We start from the raw sequence: 20,066 nt of genomic DNA on the forward strand, positions 1-20,066 counted from the left end.
ACGCCAACAAACTACCGAAAGTAGATACCCATGTATTTCCGTATGAACCAACTCGATCGAAGACGATTCCTGCGAGGAAGTGGAGCTGCTTTGGCATTGCCTTTGTTTGGTTCACTTTTTCCGTCGCAAGCGACGGGCGAATCGCCAGCGAATAACCCAAAACGTCTCGGCTGCTTCTACTTTCCCGACGGGGTACCGATGCCCCTTCCTGAAGATCCTTCGTTTCAAGAGTGGGCCTGGTTTCCCCACGGATCAGGCAACGAATTTACTTTTACGAAATGCATGCAGCCGCTTGAGTCGTTGAAGTCGGAGCTAACGATTCTCTCTGGCTTCTCGCATCCTCGTTCTCGAAACGTCCATGGGCACAACAATGCCGATCAGTTTCTGACTGCCGCAGCGACAGGCGGTGGGGACACGGAATATTCCAATACCATTTCGTTAGATCAGGAATATGTCAAACATGTGGGAGACCAAACACGGATCGCCTCGCTGGTCATGTCCACCGATGGCGGAACTGGCACCGCACGAGGCACCCACACGATCTCCTTTGACCAAAATGGTCGTGCAATCCCAGCGGAGCACCGTCCCAAGCAAATCTTCGACATGTTGTTCGTGAAGCGAAACGGCGACTCTGCCAGACGCTTGGCTTTGAGCAAAAGTGCCTTAGACGAAATGCTGGCCGATGCAAAGTCGTTGCGCAAGAACCTATCTTCCCACGACCAGCGCAGCCTCGACGAATATTTGGACTCGGTGCGTCAAGCTGAAATTAAAGTCGATAAAGCGAAGCAGTGGCTAAACGTTCCGTTGCCGACGGTAGATGGCGATCAGCTCAATCTTGAACTGACCACGGACGAACCGCGTGAATATTTGCAAACGATGTTCGAGTTGATCTACCTGGCATTCAAAACTGATTCGACGCGTGTTGCCACCTATCAGATCGGCCGAGAAAACGGCGTCGGAAGAAGCGATCATCTGGCCCGCGCCGTCGGCTTCAACCTGGCCCATCAGCTATCACATGAGACCAAGAATCCGGACGGCTGGAAGAATTTTGGCATCTATTGTCAATTTCTCAACGAAGAATTCGGACGATTCGTCGGCAAGCTGAAAGCGACGCCTGAACCGGGCGGCACAGGAACCATGCTCGACAACACGTTGCTTCTGCTTGGCTCTGCGTCTAGTGCGTTTCACCTATCGAGGAACTATCCGTTGATTCTGGCAGGTGGCAAGCAGATGGGCTTCCAACATGGCCAATACATCAATCATGCCGGCATGGATTTTCAAGGAGGTCCATGGCTTGGAAAACGCGAGCCTTGGCAAGACAAAGCCAAAGGAGAAGATATTCCCCTTTCGAACTTGTTTGTCACGATGCTGCAGCGTCTCGGCGTTCAAGCCGATTCATTCGCCGACAGCACCGGGACCATAAAACACATCTAGTGGTGCTGGGCCCGTTCGGGTTTGAACCGACGACTACTTCCCCGACTCGATTCGATAGATCGCTTGCTCGGTACGAAGAATCAGAGCGTTCTGATCCACGCCCAAGCTGGCGAGCGTGCGTTCTTTCAGGTCGTTTTCAGCAACCAGCTCGTACGATTCAGCATGTTTGACGACGGTCGCTTTTCCTGATTCATCGAGCAGATAAATGTGACCATTCGCAAAGAGCGGCGAGGCCGAAAAGTTTCCGCCGACTCGATTTCTCCAAATGACATCGCCATTCGCGCCGTCGAGGCAAGTAAGAATTCCGTTGTCGGATACCATGTAAACAACGTTATCGACCGCCAACAGTGACGGATTGTAAGGAACGTTTCGATCTGCCGAAAACGCGACTTTTGAATCGGTCACATTTCCACGCCCATCTGGGCGAATCGCCAGCAGCGTCGATCGATCGTAGCCAGTGCATACATAGACCATTCCATTTGCGTAGACCGGACGCGGGACGACCGAATACCCGCGACCATAGTCGACTCGCCAAATCTCAGAACCATCGCTCGGTTTTAGTGCCATAACCACACCGCTGCCGGCTGAGATGAGCTGCGTCTTGCCGTTCACTTCGATCAGCAGCGGCGTACTAAAAGAAAAGTACTTGGGCAAGTCAGGCACCTCGCGCGGCGTTTGCCAGGCCACTTTGCCGTTCTGCTTATTAAGTGCGATTACCGCTTGTTGATCCGAGCCGTCGATACTGAACAGAAGCAAATCGTTCCACAAAACTGGCGACCCACCATTGCCATGCGTCGGCTTGTAAGAATGCTGCTGCGTACTCCAAAGGACTTTGCCATTATCTTGACGCAGACATGCTGTTCCCATGTGCCCAAAATGAACGTAAACAAACTCTTCGTCGACCACCGGAGTAGGGCTCGCATGGCTGTTTTTTCCATGGATACGCGGAGACATCTTTCCATTCTCCAGGAATACCTCGACGTCCCAAACGACTTCTCCAGAGTTTGCTGCCAGACAAACCGCGCGAAGCGAATGATCCACTGATCTACCTTCCCCTGACGGAACGGCTGTCGTGATGAAAACGTGATCGTTGGCAATCGCGGGAGAGGACCATCCAACGCCAGGAACTTCCGTTCGCCAAACAATGTTTCGATCAGGCGCCCACTCAACCGGAAGCGAATGACTCTCGGCGATACCTTGCCCGGTGGGCCCACGAAATTGCGGCCACACCAGTTGGGCATCTGCGTCTTGGGAGCTAAAAAAGAAAACGCTCACGCCAATTGCGATTACAGGAAACCAGCTTCGGCGATTTACGGAGTGACGAGTCAATGCACTTCCTGAATTCCCAGTCGATTCCATCGAATACTTGATGTCCATACTGCGGTGTCTTTTCACGATATTTTAAAAATCACACATGAGAAATTGCGCACCTCAATTTAGCTGAGCCCAAACAAATTGGATACAAAATTCTTCAGATGCATCCCTCAATGGAGCGATCTGTCGGACTTTTTTCCGCAGCTGCGGCATGGTGCCCGGAAATGTAATTTTGATTGGCGGCTTGTACACTTTTCTACTAAATTGATTGCCAAAGTATGCATGAAGTTTGCGCCTCCTTTGCGCGTGAAATGCTCGACAAATCCCGCAACCATTGCAGGGACTTTCCATGCGCTTAGCTCCCGTTCCGCCGGCTGGGTAATTTAGGGAAATCCGCTATGCACTTATGTCTTCGCATCTGTGGAGGTGTTGGGCTATCGCTGTGTGTGCTCGTCATCGTCGTTTGCGGCTACATTTCGATCCAATTGGATAGGACGATACGCTCGATCGGAGATCAAGCGTCCCAATCAATCGAAGCGGCCCGAGAGCACATAACTGACGTTAAGCAGCAGCTAAATGCCTTAAATTCGCTTCTCGCCAACGCGATGAAAAAGGAAGCCGAGCAGCTAGATCCCTCAGGAATTGAAGCACTTCGCAAGTTTGAAACAACAACCAACGAAGTGAAGCGAAGAATTGCTCAAGTAACCGTTGCCCTCGAGAAAACCGCTGCATTAACGGAAGTTCTCAATACGACTGGCCTGAGCATGGATGGCCACCGAATCGACAACCTGCTCGAGAAAACTGGGGACCTAGAAGGCCGCCTCGATAAGCTCTCTGCTCAGCTCAAAACGCTTGCCATGCGATTTCAAACTGACGGAACTATTCGAGAGGCAATCGTCGACGAAACCAAACAGCGAACCCTCGTCGCGTTAGAAAGAGCTCTCTTACCGGCCGGAATCCTCGTCGATGAAATCAATCAAGTTGCGAACACCGCAAACGATGTCGTAACCGAGCTCCAAAGTAGGTTCCGCTGGATCGTTTTTTTTGTCACGAGCGCCGTTGTTCTTCTCATGACTTGGATGGCACTCGGGCAACTCGCACTCATGCGAAACGGCCTAAAAACAGCCACCACCAGGTCGTAGTCAGTGATTCCGGAGGGGAATCGCTCCAAACGCATTTGCCCCAAAACGCGAATGCAATACCGTTGTAATCACTTTCCTCACAAAGACTTACGCCATGTGAAAAAGCCAAGCCACATACCCTGCAGTGACTTGAAATTCGGACATTACGAACGAATTGGGATGAACCAGCATGGGTTGTCTCACGTAAACTATCTCCTGGTGTACAAAGCAGTTACGACTGTCATGCAATTGCATTTGTGTTGTACTTTGAACGAATCAGAACTATACTTCAGTTGGTTGCCGTTGTCTGTTTTTGGCGAAACACGATCTTTGGCGATATGAGAAGTGTATGAATATTGAGCTTCTCGTACCGATAACGATTGACGATTTCAAAATTGCTGAAGCACAATAGTCACTACAGAAGTTCCTGAACCTGTAGGCCTGGAAACAGTCTTTGAAGCCCGTATTTGCATCCCGAAATCTAGCTGCATGGCTTTGCCTGGCCTTGATCCTTTTTGGATCTGGGGGGGCCCATGTCTTGCACGCGATACCGGGCCTAGGGCATCACGACCATAGCTGCTGCCACGCTCACGGTCATTCGACCCAGCTTGATCATGGTCACGCACATCAGCATTCCAGTTGCGGGCACGACCATGGCCATTCCCACGGAACAAGAGATCGTTTTGTTTCTTTAGCAGAGCAGGGCGGCACGCAGTGGACTGTCGAACACGACTGCGTTCTTTGTGAGATCATTGCTGTACTTCACCAGGGTACGCTTGTTGTTGAACAGCCTCCCGTCACCTCGTCGCACGTTGCGACTCCATTTTGCTATTGCACCGCGATACACAGTCCTGGTCAGGTTTCTGGAATACCTGCGCCGCGTGGTCCACCCATTTCTTAATATCTGTCTCAGATTGATTGGCGACGAACACCGTTGGCTTTTCCGGCTGATGTGTTGTTTCTAATCGAGCTGATTTCTTCCACCGCAATTGCCAACAAGATTTGTCATTCCTCGTCAGGGACAACTTCCTGCAGTGGAGACATTCTTTAGGCAAGATTTCTCACAGCATTCGCATTAACGCTATCGGTACCTCTCGCGCACACGCCGCGAAGGTGAGATTGTTCGTTTGTGTAAACATGGATCGCATCACAAGCACTTCGGTACTTTTTAAGCCGATGCGCATTGGCCTGGAATATATGCAATATGAGCGACTCTGAATCCTCGAACAGCCGCTGGTCCTGGCTGACGACCGACTATACGCCGTGGGCAAATCGATATGTCTATTGGTTGAAGACGCCAATCGGGATCTTGTTGGCGCTTGCAGTAATCGCCTTGTTGATGGGGCTTTTCGTAACGCCACAAGGCTACGTTCTCTTACTTACCATCCTAGCCGTCGTTGGACTCGGTATTGTTTGGCCCTGGGTGGGTCTGCGAGGAATTTCCTGCAAGCTCTGTTTCCGCACGCGGCGCTGTCGTGAAGGGGAGAAGACCGACGTTGTCGTCGAAATTGTCAACCGCTGGCCACTTCCCGTCTGGGGACTTGCGATTGAAAACGGTTTCTTTATTGAAAATCACTCCGAAGATGGTCCAACCGCGGCCGTTGCGTTGGCTCGTATACCAGGATGGTCACGTTGCCAATTCGTATGGCAGTTTCAGCCACTTCAGCGTGGCGTTTATCCACAAGCTCCTCCATTGATTGTCACCGAGTTTCCCTTCGGTCTATGGAAAGCTCATCGCCTCGTTTCTGTCGAGAAGGAACTAACCGTCTGGCCTAAAAGCTATCGTCTGTCCAATTTTCCGCTACCTCAAGGAAACCATCATTCGGTAACTTCCCCCAGTGATCATCGAATTGGGCATGAAGGAGAGCGTACCAGCGTTCGCGCTTTTCGTCAGGGCGATTCTCTTCGTTCGATTCATTGGTCACTCACCGCACGTCATTGCAGATTTATCGTCTCCGAACGCCAAGGTTCCGCCCAGACGCGTGCACGAATTTTTGTTGACCTAGCTCAGAATTCTCATGATGGCATGGGCCCCGACGGCACGTTTGAATGGACGATTCGTGTTGCTGCCAGTATCGCCATGGAACTCGTGCAACAGCACAACGTTGTCGTTTTCGATTTTGGAACGCATGAAGAACAGATGACTGGTTCTCAGGCCAGCATTCACCGAGCCATGGATCGTCTGGCTCGCCTAACTCCTACCAGCCAAGACTCATTCGCCCGAAAAGCAAATGCTGGATGTGACTGGTCCGTTTTGATAACGACCGATCGGAGCTCTCTCGAGATGCCCACCAGCCGCGCGATTGTTCTGCGAAGTGCTGGATTTGAATCGACGTCTCTTGTCACGAATCGAATCACGACATTACCTACGCCCAACATTCGGCCCTGGATTAGTGTCGAAAGCCACGATACGGCCGCACGCCAATTGCTTTCGCAGTGGAGTTTGAAGAGCAGGGAGGTATGGTGTGGTAGCTGATAAATTTACACAAAGAATCCATCTTGCGATGGCCTTGGTGGCAGCATTTGCTGTTCAAATCGCACTCAGCCATGGTGAACTTGGCTATTGGTGGCAATGGATCGAGGTCATTGCTGTGGGAGCGATCGCATGGATGGTTGCCCACTGCTTAAAACCATCGCAACCCCTTCGAGATTACCGCGTCATCGGCTTGCTGCTGGCCGTCGCGGCAGGGCACTTACTACTGGAACAAGTCTACTACCAGACACTTCCCAGAGCAGGGCAATTGCTTGAAGGGCAATTTTCTTATGCCCTGCGAAACGTAATGATCGCTTGCCTGCCGTTTCGATCAGACAAACGAATTACGAATGTAGCCACGCTTTCGAGCCTGGCATTGATGGCGTTCAGTATCTTTATGAGCGTCTATTGGTCGGTGACAATTTGTGGAATCATCTATGCCGTTCTCGGAGTCGGCTGGCTAGTGACGTCTTATTGGGACCGCATTTCAGGCCGATTCCCCGAGGGAACCACTACAGAGATTCCTCGCGGGGCAGTCGGTCTGGCATTTGTGCTTTCCATCCTATTAGCGGCCACAGCCATCGGCATTGCCGGCACAGATCATGCAACGCGAGCATTGGCTGGGTTCATGCCCAGTTCCGGAGGAAATCGCGTCTCCGATAGTCGATCGCAAGGTGGAGTCGGCGACGGCGATGACCTTGTGCAAGGCACCAAAGATGCTATGAGCTTTGGCCCGACGGAAAGTGAAGTCTTCCTCGAATCAAAGATGCCGAGCCTATTTGATGTCTTTGATGATACTTACGACGCACCAGTCGTGAAGAAGAAGACTCTTCAAAAAGCCGTTACGCTTCCTCCATCCGAACTAGAACATCGTCACTCGCGCGTCGCGACGAGCAAATCGAAGGGCAACGACTTCAGTCTGCTACGAAAGAACGAAGCTCGTCGACAGAAATCGTTAGACGACAAAAAGTCACCGGCTCTATTTTACGTTAAAGGCCGTGTTCCACTTCACCTGCGAACAACGATTTACGACCAATTCGACGGAATCAATCTGCAAGCCGCCGACAGCCACGATGTTCCAGACATCCGCCTAATCAAAGAGGACGGTATTCCCTGGTACAACGTATCTTGCCCACTCCCCGAGTCGCAAATTCATTCGACGGAAGAGCACCTGCTCAAGTTCATTAATTTGAAAACCGATCGAATTCCTTCACCACCGCGCTTGGCCCGCTTTCAGATCAAAGATGTCGACCGCGAAGACATGTTTGGCTTAGCGGCAGACGGACATCCTCGAATTACGGTCGAGTTTATTCCTCAACTGACCGTCATGCGTGTGCAGTCGTTGCTCGTAAGTGATACGACACTTCAGAGCGAAGAAGCAACAAGCAAGTTGGAAAAAAGTATTTCCTACCCGGAACAGGAAGTGTCGCTTCCTAAGATTCGTGAACTCGCCTTGAAGTGGACGGCGGGACGGAAGCCTGGCTGGGAACAGATTGCAGCGATTCGTGATCACTTAAAACTGAACTTTACGCATACGACCCAAGGCTCATTCGATCAAGATACCGAATTCCCTGTCGAGGCGTTTCTTTTTGAAACGAAAGAGGGACCAGACTATCTGTTTGCCACCGCAACATCGCTGTTGCTCCGTGAGTTGGGATTTACAACACGCGTCGTGAGTGGCTTTTACGCGGATCCTCAACATTTCGATGCAGGTACCTGGCAGACGCCTGTCTTTAAAGAAGATGTGCATTTCTGGGTGGAAATGTCTTGGGATGGTCAAGTTTGGCATCCCATTGAATCGACGCCTGGGTACGAGTTACTTGCGCCGAAACTTACGCTTTGGCAACAAGCTCAAGCTGTTTGTCTTTCCGTTTTCCGATGGACGATACGAAACTGGATGCCTCTTGCCATCTCTGCGTCGCTGTTGTTCCTGGCTTATATCTTTTTTTCCGGACTAGCAGACATCGTATTTTATTTGCTCCATCGATTTGCTCGCTTCGGAGGAGAACGCAATCGCATTCTTCAAACCGCCAATTTGATGCAATGGCGATCAACGATTCAGGGTCGCAAACGTCGCAATGGACAAACGGTTGCCAAGTGGGTGCAGGAAAGATGCCACTCTTCGAGTAGCCCGTCTGTTTCCAAAGACTTCGGTACGGCAATCAATTGGGCCCTTTATTCGGCCAAAATCCCTTGTCCCATTTCGCCCATAGAAATTAATCGTTTGTGTGACGACGCCTTTACCGCCTTCCTACGTTCCCAATCATCTAAGACCTCCGAGTATTCCTCCAAGGAGTTATCGTGAATAGTGCGACCGAAACTGACCTGCAAGTTCTTGCACCGGAAGGGAAGTGCGAATTTCAGCCGGTAATCGACGGCATTCGCAAGACATTGAATCAAACCCTGAAAGGCAAGCAAGATGTCGTAGAAAAGGTCATCGCCTGCGTTCTCGCCCGCGGTCATATCTTGCTGGAAGATCTTCCAGGTCTGGGAAAAACGACACTCGCGAAAGCACTCTCGACTGCAATAGGAGGCGACTTTGCCCGCGTGCAATGTACCCCTGACTTAATGCCGAGCGACGTTACCGGCTTTAACATGTTCAACCAGAAAACGCGCGAGTTCGAGTTCGTTCCTGGCCCAGTCTTTTCCGACGTGTTATTGGCTGACGAAATCAACCGCGCTACCCCTAGAACTCAGTCATCTCTATTTGAAGCGATGGCAGAACGCCAAGTCACGATCGACAAGCATTGCCATCGTTTGTCGGAGTCCTTCTTCGTCATTGCGACACAAAACCCGGTCGACAGCCATGGTGCGTATCCGTTACCAGAAGCGCAACTCGACCGTTTCGCGATGAGGCTCAGCATTGGGTATCCAGGGAAAGAAAACGAAATTGAAATGCTGGCCTCAAGTATCGGACGCGATGACAACAGCCGATCTGAAATCGAAACCATCCTTACACCGCGAGAACTTCAAAAGCTTCAAAACCATGTCTCCCAAGTTCACGTAGAAACAAACCTGTTGCGATACATGGTTGAGTTAGCCGAATTCACTCGTGAACGTTCGGAAGTCACACTTGGCGTCAGTCCGCGTGGCCTTCTCACGCTGCAGCGTGTTTCCCAGGCCTGGGCTCACCTGAACGGTCGCGATTTTGTCACCCCCGATGATATTCAAGAGATGGCTTTTCCTGTATTGAACGTCCGCTTGGCCGGAGAGTTCGACGACGCATCGGAACTTATTGACGAAATGCTTCAAACCGTCCCTGTTCCTGTCACTCGAGACTGAACATGAACTTTGCCAATTTGCTGCACGCATTTTCCCTGGAAGAAGCGATCGTTACACAGTTAATAACGATCGTCCGTCTTCTGGTGGAAACATCGGCCACGATCCTGATCGGCGTTCTCTGCGCTGCAGCGATCCGTGTCGCCGGTGGCTACTCAGCTTTGCGGCCGTGGCTCGGACCGGAAGGAAGCATCGAACGAACTTTCCGAATCTTAGCAATTTGCCTTTGCGTTCCGTTGTGTGCATTGGGCGTCATTCCCGTCGCCAAAGAGCTTTCTGATAGTGGCATGCCTCGACGTGATTTGGCTGTTCTTTGGTTGATTGCTCCGCTGCTGAATCCACTGTCACTCCTCTATGCCGTTAGCGTGCTACCAATCTGGCAGTGCGGTGCCTTCCTGATCATCGGTTTCCTGTTTGCCTTAGTTATCGCAGAAGTTGCCAGCCGATTCTCGGACGATCGAGACAGTGGCGAGTACGAATCCGTGCCTAAAGTCGCCAACGGAACGACTAGGCTTTGGAATACGGCAGTTGCCGCAGGACGCATCGTGACGAGTTGGTCCGTCGTTTACATTGCCGCAGGGATCGTTATCTCTGGACTCATTGTTGGAATGATTCCATCAGGAGAATTTGAACGCGTTTTCTCCTTTCAAAACAAGTTAGGCCCCCTAGAAACCGTTGCCCTGACGGGACCACAAATGGTGACACCGATTACGTTCACCATGGCGGTCTCGGCGATCTTTAATACGCGACTTTCCTTTGCTTGCGCTTTAGTGCTTCAACTTCTTGGTGTCGCATGGTGCGGAGGTACATTTCTGGCCATGCGTTCCGTTTGGGGAACCCAACGCACGGTTGGCTTGTTATTGGTAACCCTCATTTTCGCAACGTCAGTAAGTTATGCCGCCTTCTCGGCATTTCCTCCCGCGGCAGGTGATCAAGAAGAGACGCACGGTCTCGATACGCTGGCTCGCCCTTACCACGCCACGTTTAGCCAATTTTCTGTGGCTTTGTCGCAACAACTCAACCACACCGATGTCATCATGCAGGCAGGTACCGTCTTCCTGATTCTGTTGAGTCTGTGGGGAGTCATCGTCCGTTTACGAGCTCTTCGTTACCAGGAAGATATCGCACCGGCACAAAAAACTACGGAAGAAACTAGTCGATGGAATGTGGAACTTACTCCCGGGCAGATTGGGTTCGCATTTGTAGGAATGATCGCCCTCGGAATGATCATGCTGACCTACTCTCTCTTTCCAAGTGTTGACGAATCATTCGCACAGATGCAAAAAATTTCAGCCGATGCGGTTATCGCTGTGAAAACCAACAAATCGATGGTTGCCCAGCAAAAACTCGGCGAATGGGACACCGTTGCCGCGAGGCTTCCTGTCGGCTGGATAATTCGACTAGGAGTTCCAAATAATCAGCAGACAACTGAGATCCGAGCACTTCGCGAGTTGCTTTGGAAAACACGAAAGCAAATTGCGGGAGCCGAATTGAGTGAATCTGAGGTTAGACAACGAGGAGCCGAATTGATCGATCAATTGCAGACTTGTCGCGTTGCTTGCTTAGGAGACAACGCATGAGCGAGTCCACTACCCCACACTCCAACGCTTCATCACCTTCGGAAGCCAAGGCTTGGCTTGGCCAGTTATTGTGGATCGTTGCTGTTTGTGCAGCGCTGACGTTTGGTTACGCATTCTACAGCGAATCGTCACTGTTTCGCGGATTAGGACTTCAACTGCTTTTGACCGTCGTTTTACTTTGGTCAACGAAACGATCAATCGAATTGAAAGCGATTACTTCATCCGCAGAGCGACCCAATATAGAAACCTGGTCGCTGCATTTCATTTTCCTCGCTGGGCCATGTGTTGTGCTACTCATCGGCGTAGTAATGTCACTTCTCATCGGCCGTGTTGAAGTGGCTCGCCCATTATCACCCCAAGAAATTGCCACGTCTGCAATTCTCGCAGTCTTAGCCGCAAGCTTATGGACCGCATTGGGGAAAATGACGCAGGGAATGGAATCCGTTTCTACAACTGATTTCCAGGCAATCCAACTGACGCTTCACGAAAGTCGAATCACTTGGTTTCTCGCAGCGATCGCTCAACTCGCCTCTTCTGTTTTCTCTAGCGCACCACAATGGCTCGCGCTCGCGATTCACATTTATTTGGCGTTGGTGATCGGTGAGAGTCTGTTGCGAATTCTTATCGCATGGTTCCAGTTGGAACGAATGCGAGATTCTTTCGCAGAAGATATTCCTAATCCACTCGACTCGTTGTCGCGTGAACTTCTTTTCTCATCGCTCAATCCACTCGACTCGCTATTTCAAATTGCAGAAAAGCGATTTGGGTTGAGCCTCCGTTCCTCATGGTCTATCCGCTTTTTTCGTCGAGCGACTCCTGTTGCAATTCTCCTTTCTACATTGCTGTTTTGGCTGTCGACTTGCTTTGTCATCGTCCAGCCCGACCAGTTAGCGCTTTCAGAAGTCTTTGGCCGAATTCAGCCAGAACCGTTACCGCCGGGTCTGCATATGAAGTACCCATGGCCATTGGGCAACGTACGTCGAGTTTCCGTAGGCGAAGTGCGTACACTTCAGATAGGCTTCTCTCAACCGGTTGACGAAAAGGCGGTCGTTTCGGATACGGCGCGCTCCATGCTATGGACGGAGCCCCACGCGAACGAGTTCGCGCTAGTACTTGGTACGCAATCGGAGCTAGTCGCCATCAATGCTCAGATCTACTTTCAAGTAGGCCAAGGGGTGGAGCAACTGACCAATTACCTGGTTCGGTACGCCGATCCAACACAGGCACTTGAAGCCATAGCTTACCAAGTACTTCGAGAAGAAACAGAAAATGCCACACTTGACCAAGTCCTTACAGAAAATCGCCAAGCATTTGCGCAACGAATTGCGTCCAAAGTCTCCGAACGCTCTAAAGAAATGCAACTTGGCATCGAGATCGTCGACGTAAGCCTTTTGAGTTTGCATCCTCCTGTCGAAGCAGCCGAAGCTTATCTGGACGTTAGCAATGCGGAAAGTGATGCTCAAAGACTCGTCATCGAAGCTCAAGGAAATGCCAAAGCTAAGCTGTTATCCGCGGAAATGGAATCTGCCGCGTTGATTGCAGCCGCTCAAAAAGATGCTGCAATCAGAATAGGCCTCGCTGGTCAAGAAGCGTCTCACTTTGCAGAAGCGAGCAAAGCATATCGTGCTGCCCCAGACACTTACCGCACGCGTCTTTGGTTCGATACCTACGAAAAAGCTCTCCCGGGACGGCAAGTTTACGTCATTGACTCTGAACTTGAAGATGTCCTCGTCACCGAGCCCAATGCAACGCTAACTCCAACCGTCATTCCTCCTATCGCGACACAACCCGAATAGCCCGACTGCTGCACATTACTTATGGAAAACGCAATCGAAAACCACCAGCAACCGTCGCAGCCGCTCTGGACGAAACTAGTTCGAATTGGCTTGGGTATCTCCGTATTCACGTTATTAGTGGTATACCCATGCTACGTCCAAGTTTCCGAAGGAACTGCAGTGGTTGTCACTCGCTTTGGAAAGCCAACAAGGCAGTTAGTCGAGCCAGGTGCCTATTTCAAATTCCCCTGGCCGATAGAAGATGCTCGCATCGTCGACTTACGCCAGCATGTCTTCAATACTCCCTATACCGCGACATTGACCCACGACCGTCGCAACGTAGTATTGTCGACATTTGTGGTTTGGGAAGTCTCCGATCCGCTGCTGTTCCTGCAATCGGCCGGAACCGTTGAGGCCGTGTCGGCAAAGATCGATGGCATGGTAACGGCTGCTAAAAACACACGAATGGGTGGATACGATCTTTTCGCATTAGTTTCAACCGACCCAGCCCAACTGCAGACAGAACGAATCGAACAGCAGCTACTCGCAGATGTACAGCAAGACGCGCTGGAGAAATTTGGTATTCAAATTCGTCAAATAGGGATCAATCGAATCGCCTATGAATCATCCAACGTTTCGGCGGTATTGGCACAAATGAAAGCTGAACGCGAAGCAGCCGCCAAACAGCTTCGCGCTATCGGAGAAAAAGATGCCAATGCGATTCGTGACGATGCCGTTGTGCGGAGCGAGGAAATCTTGCGAGACGGTCGACTTGAAGCAGGACAAATTCGCGCGGATGCCGAACAAAAGGTATCGGAAATCTACGCTCAGGCACACCTAAGAGATCCTGAATTTTACCGCTATTGGCGTTCCCTGGAGGCTTTAAAACGCAGCCTTGGTAGCGAGTCGACAGTCATCCTGCGAACCAACGAAGGATTCATGGATCTACTGACCAATCCTCCTTCGACTCCTCAGAATACCGGCCCATCTTCCCTGCCTACGGCATCCGATAATCGTTCCGCCCAACGCCTGCGGGACGATCCGAATGAAATTGGAGGGGCCCAGCGATGAGTCAGCAAAGAACATTTCCGCCTCCGCCCCCTCCAAAGCAAAATCGCTCCAAGCGATCAGAACAGATCGGTGCCGGCGTCGGGGCAGGGATGAGGATTATTGGTCTACTTGCCCTGATTCTTGTGATCTTATTTTGGTGCTCCGGCTTTACCATGGTGCAACCCAATGAAGTCGCCTTGGTAACTCGACTCGGCAAACTTGTTGGATCAACCCCTGCTGAACAAGTTCATCAGCCTGGCATCTTGTGGGCTTTACCGTTCCCGATCGACAAAGTCATTCGAGTTCCAATCAAGGAAGAACGGGAAGTCGCAATCGACCGACTGCAACTGAGCCCTACTAGCAACGACAGCTCAAACCTCGATCCAATCAACGACGGATACGTACTGTGTGGCGACCAGCATATCTTGCAGACAAACGTTCGGGTTAAGTACCGGATTTCTGATCCCATCGCATTTCACTTTGAGGCAGATAATCCAGAGCGTGTTCTGAAAGAAGCGGCGGCGGCGACCATTGTTCAATCGATTGCCGGATGGAATGCAATGGATACTCTTCGATTGCAAAGAGGCGGAGCGCAGGAGTCGGTAGAGCGACTACCGATTGTCGTTCGTGAAAAGCTACAGGCAAGGCTCGATCTCTTGGAACTTGGTATCGATATCAGCGCGGTCGAATTTCGGGAGATCATCCCAACACCGCAACTTGCTGAAGCATTTGAAAATGTTCAAAGTGAGCAAATCCATATCGAGACCAAAAAGCGTGAGGCTGAGGGGTTTGCTGCCCGAACTATCCCTAAAGCCGAAGCGGATCGTTACACGCTGGTCAACGAAGCAACACGATTTCAAACGGATATAACCACTAAAGCTGATGAAGAAGTAACGTTGTTCGATAAAGTCTACGCTCAGTATCAGGCCAATCCCGAAATCGTCTGGTCGCGTCTATATCTGGAATCAATCGAACAAGTTATGCAATCGGTTGGAAAGCTCAAGTTTGTTGCCCCAGGCACCCGCATCGTAATTTCGCCGCGGAACTCTTCACCCCAGGCAAACACTTCCAGCGTCGTCCCGACAAAGGAGCAAGGCTCATGAGCTCGGTTTCAGTCGCTAAGAGAATCCAAACGGATCTCGACGCTGGACTTTCGACCTACGAAAAATGGCGAATGAGCATCCGGTTTAGCACCGCGTTGATTGCTGCTTCGCTTTTTGTAGTTGGTGTTCTAATCGAACGTACGATGCCAGCTGAGCAGTTATCGTTAGGTGCATCGTTTCAAGCCATCGCTGCACTGTTAGTTATTGCCCCAATCCTGTGGGAAGCCTTATACGGATTGTTCCGAGAGTCATCTGAGTACTACAGCGCGCAGCTTGTCAGTATCGCCGCGCTAGCTGCCTTCGCGGTTGGAGATTTCGCCACGGCAGTAATCGTTCCGGTGATTTTGAGCGTCGCTTTCTTCCTCGAAGAAAGAAGCATTCTTGGTGCCAACTCCGCCATCGCCGGGCTTCAAGCATTACAGTCGAATTTGGCTCGACGAATTTCGGAGGACGGCTCGGAACAATCAGTCATAGCTTCGGAACTCATCATTGACGATGTCATTGTCGTTGCACCAGGCGAGAGCATTCCAGCGGACGCCGTCGTTGTGCATGGGCATGCGGCAATTGATCAGTCCTCGATCACTGGTGAATCTACTCCAGAGGAAGTTAGTCCCGGTTCACAGATCTTTGCTGGATCGATGAACTTGAATGGTGTAATCAAAGCTCGAGTTACTTCTGCGGGTGATGACACAACGCTTGCAAAAGTATTGGACTTATTCCAAGAAGCCGAACGATCGAAAACGCGCGTTCTTCGACTGGTAGAACAGTATGCGAAGTATTTTGTTCTCGCTGTCTTAATGATTGCCGGAATAACTTTGTTTCTTACACACGACGTGACGCGTGCAATCACCGTACTAGTTGTTGGATGCCCCGGACCGTTTCTTATTGCAGGTCCTGCCGCGATGGTTGCATCGTTAGCCGTCGCCTCACGACATGGAATCCTGGTAAAGAACGCACGTTTCCTGGAAGCGTTGAGCGAAGTGAATAGCGTCGTTTTCGATAAAACGGGCACCGTAACGACCGGTCAATTAGATGTCCGACGCGTCGTTTCTGTCGAATGCACCGAAGAAGAAGTTCTTCGGGCGATTCTTGCGGGGGTTACGGTCAATCAACATCCTGTCTCCAAAGCAATAGCTCGTTATGCCAAGCAACAACAGCTAAGTCCTACGGAGGCGGATGAGGTTGAAGAAGTTCCAGGTCTTGGAATCAAACTCCATTATCCGGACCAACGTATTGTTCTATTAGGTCGTGAAAGTTGGCTTGAAAACGAAGGAATCTCACGAGAGTTTGTAGACCATGCCGGACCGATGGTTTGGGTTGCTGAGATCCAGGGAGACTGCAAACGTACGCTCGGGTGCATCTGCCTATCTGATCATGCTCGGTCGGATTCCTCAAGCGTGATTCAGCAGCTTCGTAGTCTCAGCGTAGAACGCGCGGTTCTACTGACGGGTGACCGATCTGCTGTTGCCCAACATATTGGCCAAGAGGTAGGTGTTGATGAGGTAGTTTCCGAGGTTTTGCCATCGGAAAAGCTTCTCGTCGTCGAACTTGAGAAACAAGCAGGGTACAACGTCATGGTGGTTGGCGATGGAATCAACGATGCCCCAGCACTTGCGGCAGGCAACGTGGGTGTTGCCATGGGTGTTGGCGGCGCTGACATCACGATGAGAAGTGCAGATATCGTTTTGATGACGGATCAACTCGATCGAATTCCAATGGCTATGGTGCTCGCTGCTAAGACTAAATCGACAATTCACCGAAACGTATTGATCGGGGCCGGCTTGACCCTCCTGATGCTTGGGATGGCTTCTGCTGGTGCGATTACACCAATCGCTGGAGCCACATTGCAAAACATTGGTGAGGCCTTTGTCATTATTAATAGTGCTGCCATTCTGCGATGGAAATGGCAACCCACGATTCAATCTTGACCGATCTGAAACTCAATTTCACGTCTCTCTCTCGTCTCATATTTCCCCGTAACCAGGATCATTCGATGCATAATCATGCCCACGAACTCACCCTCGGGTTTGCGTTTCTTCTAGGGGCCATTCATGCTCTTGAACCTGGCCATGGCAAGACGGCCATGCTTGTCTATTTGTCGGGCGGAAAAAAAAGTCTGTGGCATCCAATCGTTATGGGACTAAGCACAGCCGTGTCACACTCCTGTTCTCTATTCGCTATTGCGTTTGTCGTCCATCTTACGCATCACGTCGTAGCCCATGACCATCACCACGAGCACTTTGTTTCTGAATTGTTGCAATGGATAAGTGCAGGCCTGGTACTTTGCGTCGGTTGCTGGATGTTATGGCAGGCCGTTTCTGGAAAGAAGGCGAGTTGCTGCCACCATCACCACGGTGATCATGAGCACAGCCACGGTCATGACTCGTGCTGCGGACATGAACCATTGGTAAGTATTTCACCTGCGTCCGACGATGGCTCTCAAAGCAACTCTTCGAGTAAATCCACTCCTGCGAGCAGTTACTCTACAACAGCACTTCTCGGAATCGCGGTTGGCCTGCTTCCGTGTCCTTCCGCGCTGGTGGCATACTTTACGGGACTTTCCACCGGCCAACCGTGGGTTGCTTACGGAATTATCGCGTTATTCGCCGCAGGCATCGCCACGTCACTATCTGGCGTCGGAATTTGCCTACAGCTATTCGGGGAACGAATAACTAACTTCTCTAGTCGAGCGAGAAGCCTTCCTTGGGGTCATATTCGAGCTTTTGCAATTCTTGCCATCGGACTTTTTTACATCGTCCGCCTGACAGGGAATGCCTAGCCGAATGACATCGGCGATCCCTTGTAAAGGCTCTGTACTTGCCTAGCAACGCTCTTCAGCGGAGTGGCTCGCAGAACGATCTAAGTTCTATCGGTTCGCCCCATCGTCCTTTCTGCCGAAGCGAGCCTTTCTATACATAAATCGCTGGAATACAGCTGACCGTTTGGTTTCTATGGTTTTGATCGGCAGGCTAACGTGTCGCCAGCGACGACAGTGGGAAGGTAAGAAATAGAAAAATACATTGACGCAGCCTGAAATAAGAATATACTCGGAATATCCCACGTGGGATGCCTTGTGCCCTAGAATGCTTTTTCCCACCCGTTATTCAACACTCTGCACTTAATTTTTCAGGTTCACTGTTATGAAAAACAGTCGCGCAGCTTTCACTCTGGTTGAACTCCTGGTGGTGATCGCGATTATTGGTGTCCTCATTGCGCTCCTATTGCCAGCCGTTCAACAAGCACGAGAGGCAGCTCGTCGGATGCAGTGCTCGAACAATTTCAAGCAATTGGGACTCGCCCTTCACAACTATCATGACACATTCGGTTCATTTCCTTACGGGTCCCGAGCAGGCACGGTGAGCTATCCGAATTTATCAGGCGTCAATTGGCGCACTTCGATTCTTGCCTTTCTGGAGCAGAAGAACGTCTATGACCAGCTCAATTTTGAAACAGGGAGCTTCAACGAGCCGTTTTCTGGCAATGAGGTGCTGAATAACCTGGTCATTGAAGCTTACATCTGTCCTTCGAGCCCTGTGGATCCTAAGGTCGCTGCTCCATCTGCATTGAATGGAAATCAGGGTAGTCTTATGCACCAATACGTAGGCATCGCGGGCGCATACCCTGACCCAGGTGGTCGAACAAATGTCGTCAAGCAAACACAACGTGGTTATGCTGCGGGAACGGGGCTGTTACGTCCTGGTCAGATTACACGATTTCGTGATGCAACCGATGGGACATCCAACAGCCTAATGGTCTCAGAGCAATCCGGAATGGTTGACGATACGGTCCTTGCGGCAAACTACGGGGGTGGATGGTCTGGCCAACCAGAAAGTCACCCAGTCTCCGGAATCTCTGGTACGTCAGAGAACTATTACTACACAGGGCTGACCACGGTTCGGTGGCAAATTAACTACGACACAGCCACGGCTTCTTCCAGTAGTCAACCGTACGAAAACAACACCATGCTCAATTCCTTCCACCCAGGCGGAGTCCTAGGGGCTTTGGGAGATGGCTCGACACGCTTTGTGCCCGAGACAATTGATATGGAAGTCTTACGTCGTCTCAGTGCGAGCGACGATGGCCAAACGGTTTCTTTCTAAATCAATAGTGGACCTTTAAACCAGGAGTCCCAATGATGAAGTCTCCCTTGTTCCGTATTGCTTCGAGTACTGTATTTCTCGCAATCGCCGTTTTACTTTCAGGTTGTTCAGAATCGAGTGAGGGCGCGAAAGTCCGAGGACTGGTCACCTTGGATGGAAGCCCACTATCCTCTGGTATTATCCTGTTCGAGGATAGCGTCAGCGGTACCGGTGGCAGCGCCATCGTCGAGAATGGTATTTTCGCAATTTCGACTCCTATGCCGGTAGGGAAGTACACGGTTGCTTTGCAGCCTCCACCACCCCCGGCACCTCATGAAGATGCTTCTAAGCGGACCAACGTCAAACTGCCACGCCATTTGACCCAGCCAGCAACAAGTGGATTAGAGGCGGAGTTAACTCCAGGCGAGAATGACTTGGACTTTAACGTCGATTCCAAGTAATCGTTGGTCTCTCCGATATCCCTCTATAAATTTAATCTAGCCCTGGCCTATTTCAGGGCTTGGAGATTCTGTGCCCATGCATCGTCTTTGCTTTTTTACTACCTGCCTAATCTTTTTCTCTGTGGCATCGCTCGATTCATTGTCCGCAGAAGAAAAAATACCATTATATGTCGTCGGCTCTTCAGACTCCGATTTATGCCAGGCCCTTCAGCAGCAAGGTGTTCGTTTTCAAGCTGGCCAATCTTGGCAAGCGGCAATCGCCACAGTGAAAACGAAGGGTGCGATCGCCGTTTTGGCAGATGGCTATCCAAAGTCTACGACTGAATTACCTGAAGACTTCTTCCGGCAAGCCGCTGAAAAAGATGTCAGGGTTTACATCGAGTTTCCGGGCTACCTA

Annotated in this window: 14 protein-coding genes; 13 read left to right on the forward strand and 1 reads right to left on the reverse strand. The window is 50.9% G+C overall.

Going from position 1 to position 20,066, the window contains the following annotated elements:
* Nucleotides 1-30: 30 nt before the first annotated feature.
* Nucleotides 31-1,434 (forward strand): DUF1552 domain-containing protein, encoded by a 1,404-nt coding sequence (locus LA756_RS04935; protein WP_224438765.1) that lies wholly within the window; start codon nucleotides 31-33, stop codon nucleotides 1,432-1,434.
* Between the two features lie 33 nt (nucleotides 1,435-1,467).
* On the opposite strand, the gene LA756_RS04940 is transcribed toward LA756_RS04935, so the two are convergent.
* On the reverse strand, nucleotides 1,468-2,811 hold the full coding sequence (locus LA756_RS04940; protein ID WP_224438766.1) for a PQQ-binding-like beta-propeller repeat protein: 1,344 nt from the start codon (nucleotides 2,809-2,811) through the stop codon (nucleotides 1,468-1,470).
* A gap of 335 nt (nucleotides 2,812-3,146) precedes the next feature.
* On the opposite strand from LA756_RS04940, the gene LA756_RS04945 reads away from it, so the two are divergent.
* The 12 genes from LA756_RS04945 (at nucleotide 3,147) to LA756_RS05000 (ending at nucleotide 19,669) form a co-directional block, all read left to right on the forward strand.
* Nucleotides 3,147-3,890: a hypothetical protein gene (locus LA756_RS04945; RefSeq protein WP_224438767.1), complete on the forward strand. Its 744-nt coding sequence runs from the start codon at nucleotides 3,147-3,149 to the stop codon at nucleotides 3,888-3,890.
* A gap of 1,183 nt (nucleotides 3,891-5,073) precedes the next feature.
* Nucleotides 5,074-6,345 carry a DUF58 domain-containing protein gene (locus tag LA756_RS04950; RefSeq protein ID WP_224438768.1) on the forward strand — a complete coding sequence of 424 codons (1,272 nt, stop codon included), beginning with the start codon at nucleotides 5,074-5,076 and terminating at the stop codon, nucleotides 6,343-6,345.
* 28 nt (nucleotides 6,346-6,373) lie between these two features.
* A complete protein-coding gene (locus tag LA756_RS04955) occupies nucleotides 6,374-8,647 on the forward strand; it encodes a transglutaminase family protein (RefSeq protein ID WP_224438769.1) in 2,274 nt (757 codons plus the stop codon).
* Nucleotides 8,644-9,624, forward strand: coding sequence for a MoxR family ATPase (locus LA756_RS04960; protein ID WP_224438770.1), 981 nt, complete (start codon nucleotides 8,644-8,646; stop codon nucleotides 9,622-9,624). The genes LA756_RS04955 and LA756_RS04960 overlap by 4 nt, the downstream gene beginning before the upstream one ends.
* A gap of 2 nt (nucleotides 9,625-9,626) precedes the next feature.
* Entirely contained in the window at nucleotides 9,627-11,201 is a 1,575-nt protein-coding gene (locus LA756_RS04965) for a permease (RefSeq protein WP_224438771.1), read from the forward strand.
* Nucleotides 11,198-12,997: a protease modulator HflK gene (hflK, locus tag LA756_RS04970; protein ID WP_224438772.1), complete on the forward strand. Its 1,800-nt coding sequence runs from the start codon at nucleotides 11,198-11,200 to the stop codon at nucleotides 12,995-12,997. Before LA756_RS04965 ends, hflK (LA756_RS04970) begins: the two co-directional genes overlap by 4 nt.
* Nucleotides 12,998-13,156: 159 nt before the next feature.
* Complete coding sequence (gene hflC / locus LA756_RS04975) at nucleotides 13,157-14,047, forward strand: protease modulator HflC (protein ID WP_261362089.1); 891 nt, start codon at nucleotides 13,157-13,159, stop codon at nucleotides 14,045-14,047.
* A 152-nt stretch (nucleotides 14,048-14,199) separates the two neighbouring features.
* Complete coding sequence (gene hflK / locus LA756_RS04980; protein WP_224438774.1) at nucleotides 14,200-15,129, forward strand: protease modulator HflK; 930 nt, start codon at nucleotides 14,200-14,202, stop codon at nucleotides 15,127-15,129.
* Nucleotides 15,130-15,200: 71 nt separating this feature from the next.
* Entirely contained in the window at nucleotides 15,201-17,057 is a 1,857-nt protein-coding gene (locus LA756_RS04985) for a cation-translocating P-type ATPase (RefSeq protein ID WP_224438775.1), read from the forward strand.
* On the forward strand, nucleotides 17,054-17,908 hold the full coding sequence (locus LA756_RS04990; RefSeq protein WP_224438776.1) for a sulfite exporter TauE/SafE family protein: 855 nt from the start codon (nucleotides 17,054-17,056) through the stop codon (nucleotides 17,906-17,908). Before LA756_RS04985 ends, LA756_RS04990 begins: the two co-directional genes overlap by 4 nt.
* A 361-nt stretch (nucleotides 17,909-18,269) precedes the next feature.
* The gene (locus tag LA756_RS04995) at nucleotides 18,270-19,229 is read left to right on the forward strand and encodes a DUF1559 domain-containing protein (RefSeq protein ID WP_224438777.1); all 960 of its coding nucleotides are present in this window, start codon (nucleotides 18,270-18,272) and stop codon (nucleotides 19,227-19,229) included.
* A gap of 32 nt (nucleotides 19,230-19,261) precedes the next feature.
* Entirely contained in the window at nucleotides 19,262-19,669 is a 408-nt protein-coding gene (locus LA756_RS05000; RefSeq protein ID WP_224438778.1) for a hypothetical protein, read from the forward strand.
* Nucleotides 19,670-20,066 lie beyond the last annotated feature (397 nt).

This window comes from Bremerella sp. TYQ1 (assembly GCF_020150455.1).
Classification (GTDB): Bacteria; Planctomycetota; Planctomycetia; order Pirellulales; family Pirellulaceae; genus Bremerella; species Bremerella volcania_A.

What these genes read in the sequence shown, in the direction of transcription:
- LA756_RS04940 (WP_224438766.1), bottom strand. Translation starts at nt 2,811, where the DNA reads ATGGACATCAAGTATTCGATGGAATCGACTGGGAATTCAGGAAGTGCA.
- hflK (WP_224438772.1), top strand. Translation starts at nt 11,198, where the DNA reads ATGAGCGAGTCCACTACCCCACACTCCAACGCTTCATCACCTTCGGAA.
- LA756_RS05000 (WP_224438778.1), top strand. Translation starts at nt 19,262, where the DNA reads ATGATGAAGTCTCCCTTGTTCCGTATTGCTTCGAGTACTGTATTTCTC.
- LA756_RS04965 (WP_224438771.1), top strand. Translation starts at nt 9,627, where the DNA reads ATGAACTTTGCCAATTTGCTGCACGCATTTTCCCTGGAAGAAGCGATC.
- LA756_RS04935 (WP_224438765.1), top strand. Translation starts at nt 31, where the DNA reads ATGTATTTCCGTATGAACCAACTCGATCGAAGACGATTCCTGCGAGGA.
- LA756_RS04985 (WP_224438775.1), top strand. Translation starts at nt 15,201, where the DNA reads ATGAGCATCCGGTTTAGCACCGCGTTGATTGCTGCTTCGCTTTTTGTA.
- LA756_RS04995 (WP_224438777.1), top strand. Translation starts at nt 18,270, where the DNA reads ATGAAAAACAGTCGCGCAGCTTTCACTCTGGTTGAACTCCTGGTGGTG.
- LA756_RS04955 (WP_224438769.1), top strand. Translation starts at nt 6,374, where the DNA reads ATGGCCTTGGTGGCAGCATTTGCTGTTCAAATCGCACTCAGCCATGGT.
- LA756_RS04950 (WP_224438768.1), top strand. Translation starts at nt 5,074, where the DNA reads ATGAGCGACTCTGAATCCTCGAACAGCCGCTGGTCCTGGCTGACGACC.
- hflK (WP_224438774.1), top strand. Translation starts at nt 14,200, where the DNA reads ATGGTGCAACCCAATGAAGTCGCCTTGGTAACTCGACTCGGCAAACTT.
- LA756_RS04945 (WP_224438767.1), top strand. Translation starts at nt 3,147, where the DNA reads ATGCACTTATGTCTTCGCATCTGTGGAGGTGTTGGGCTATCGCTGTGT.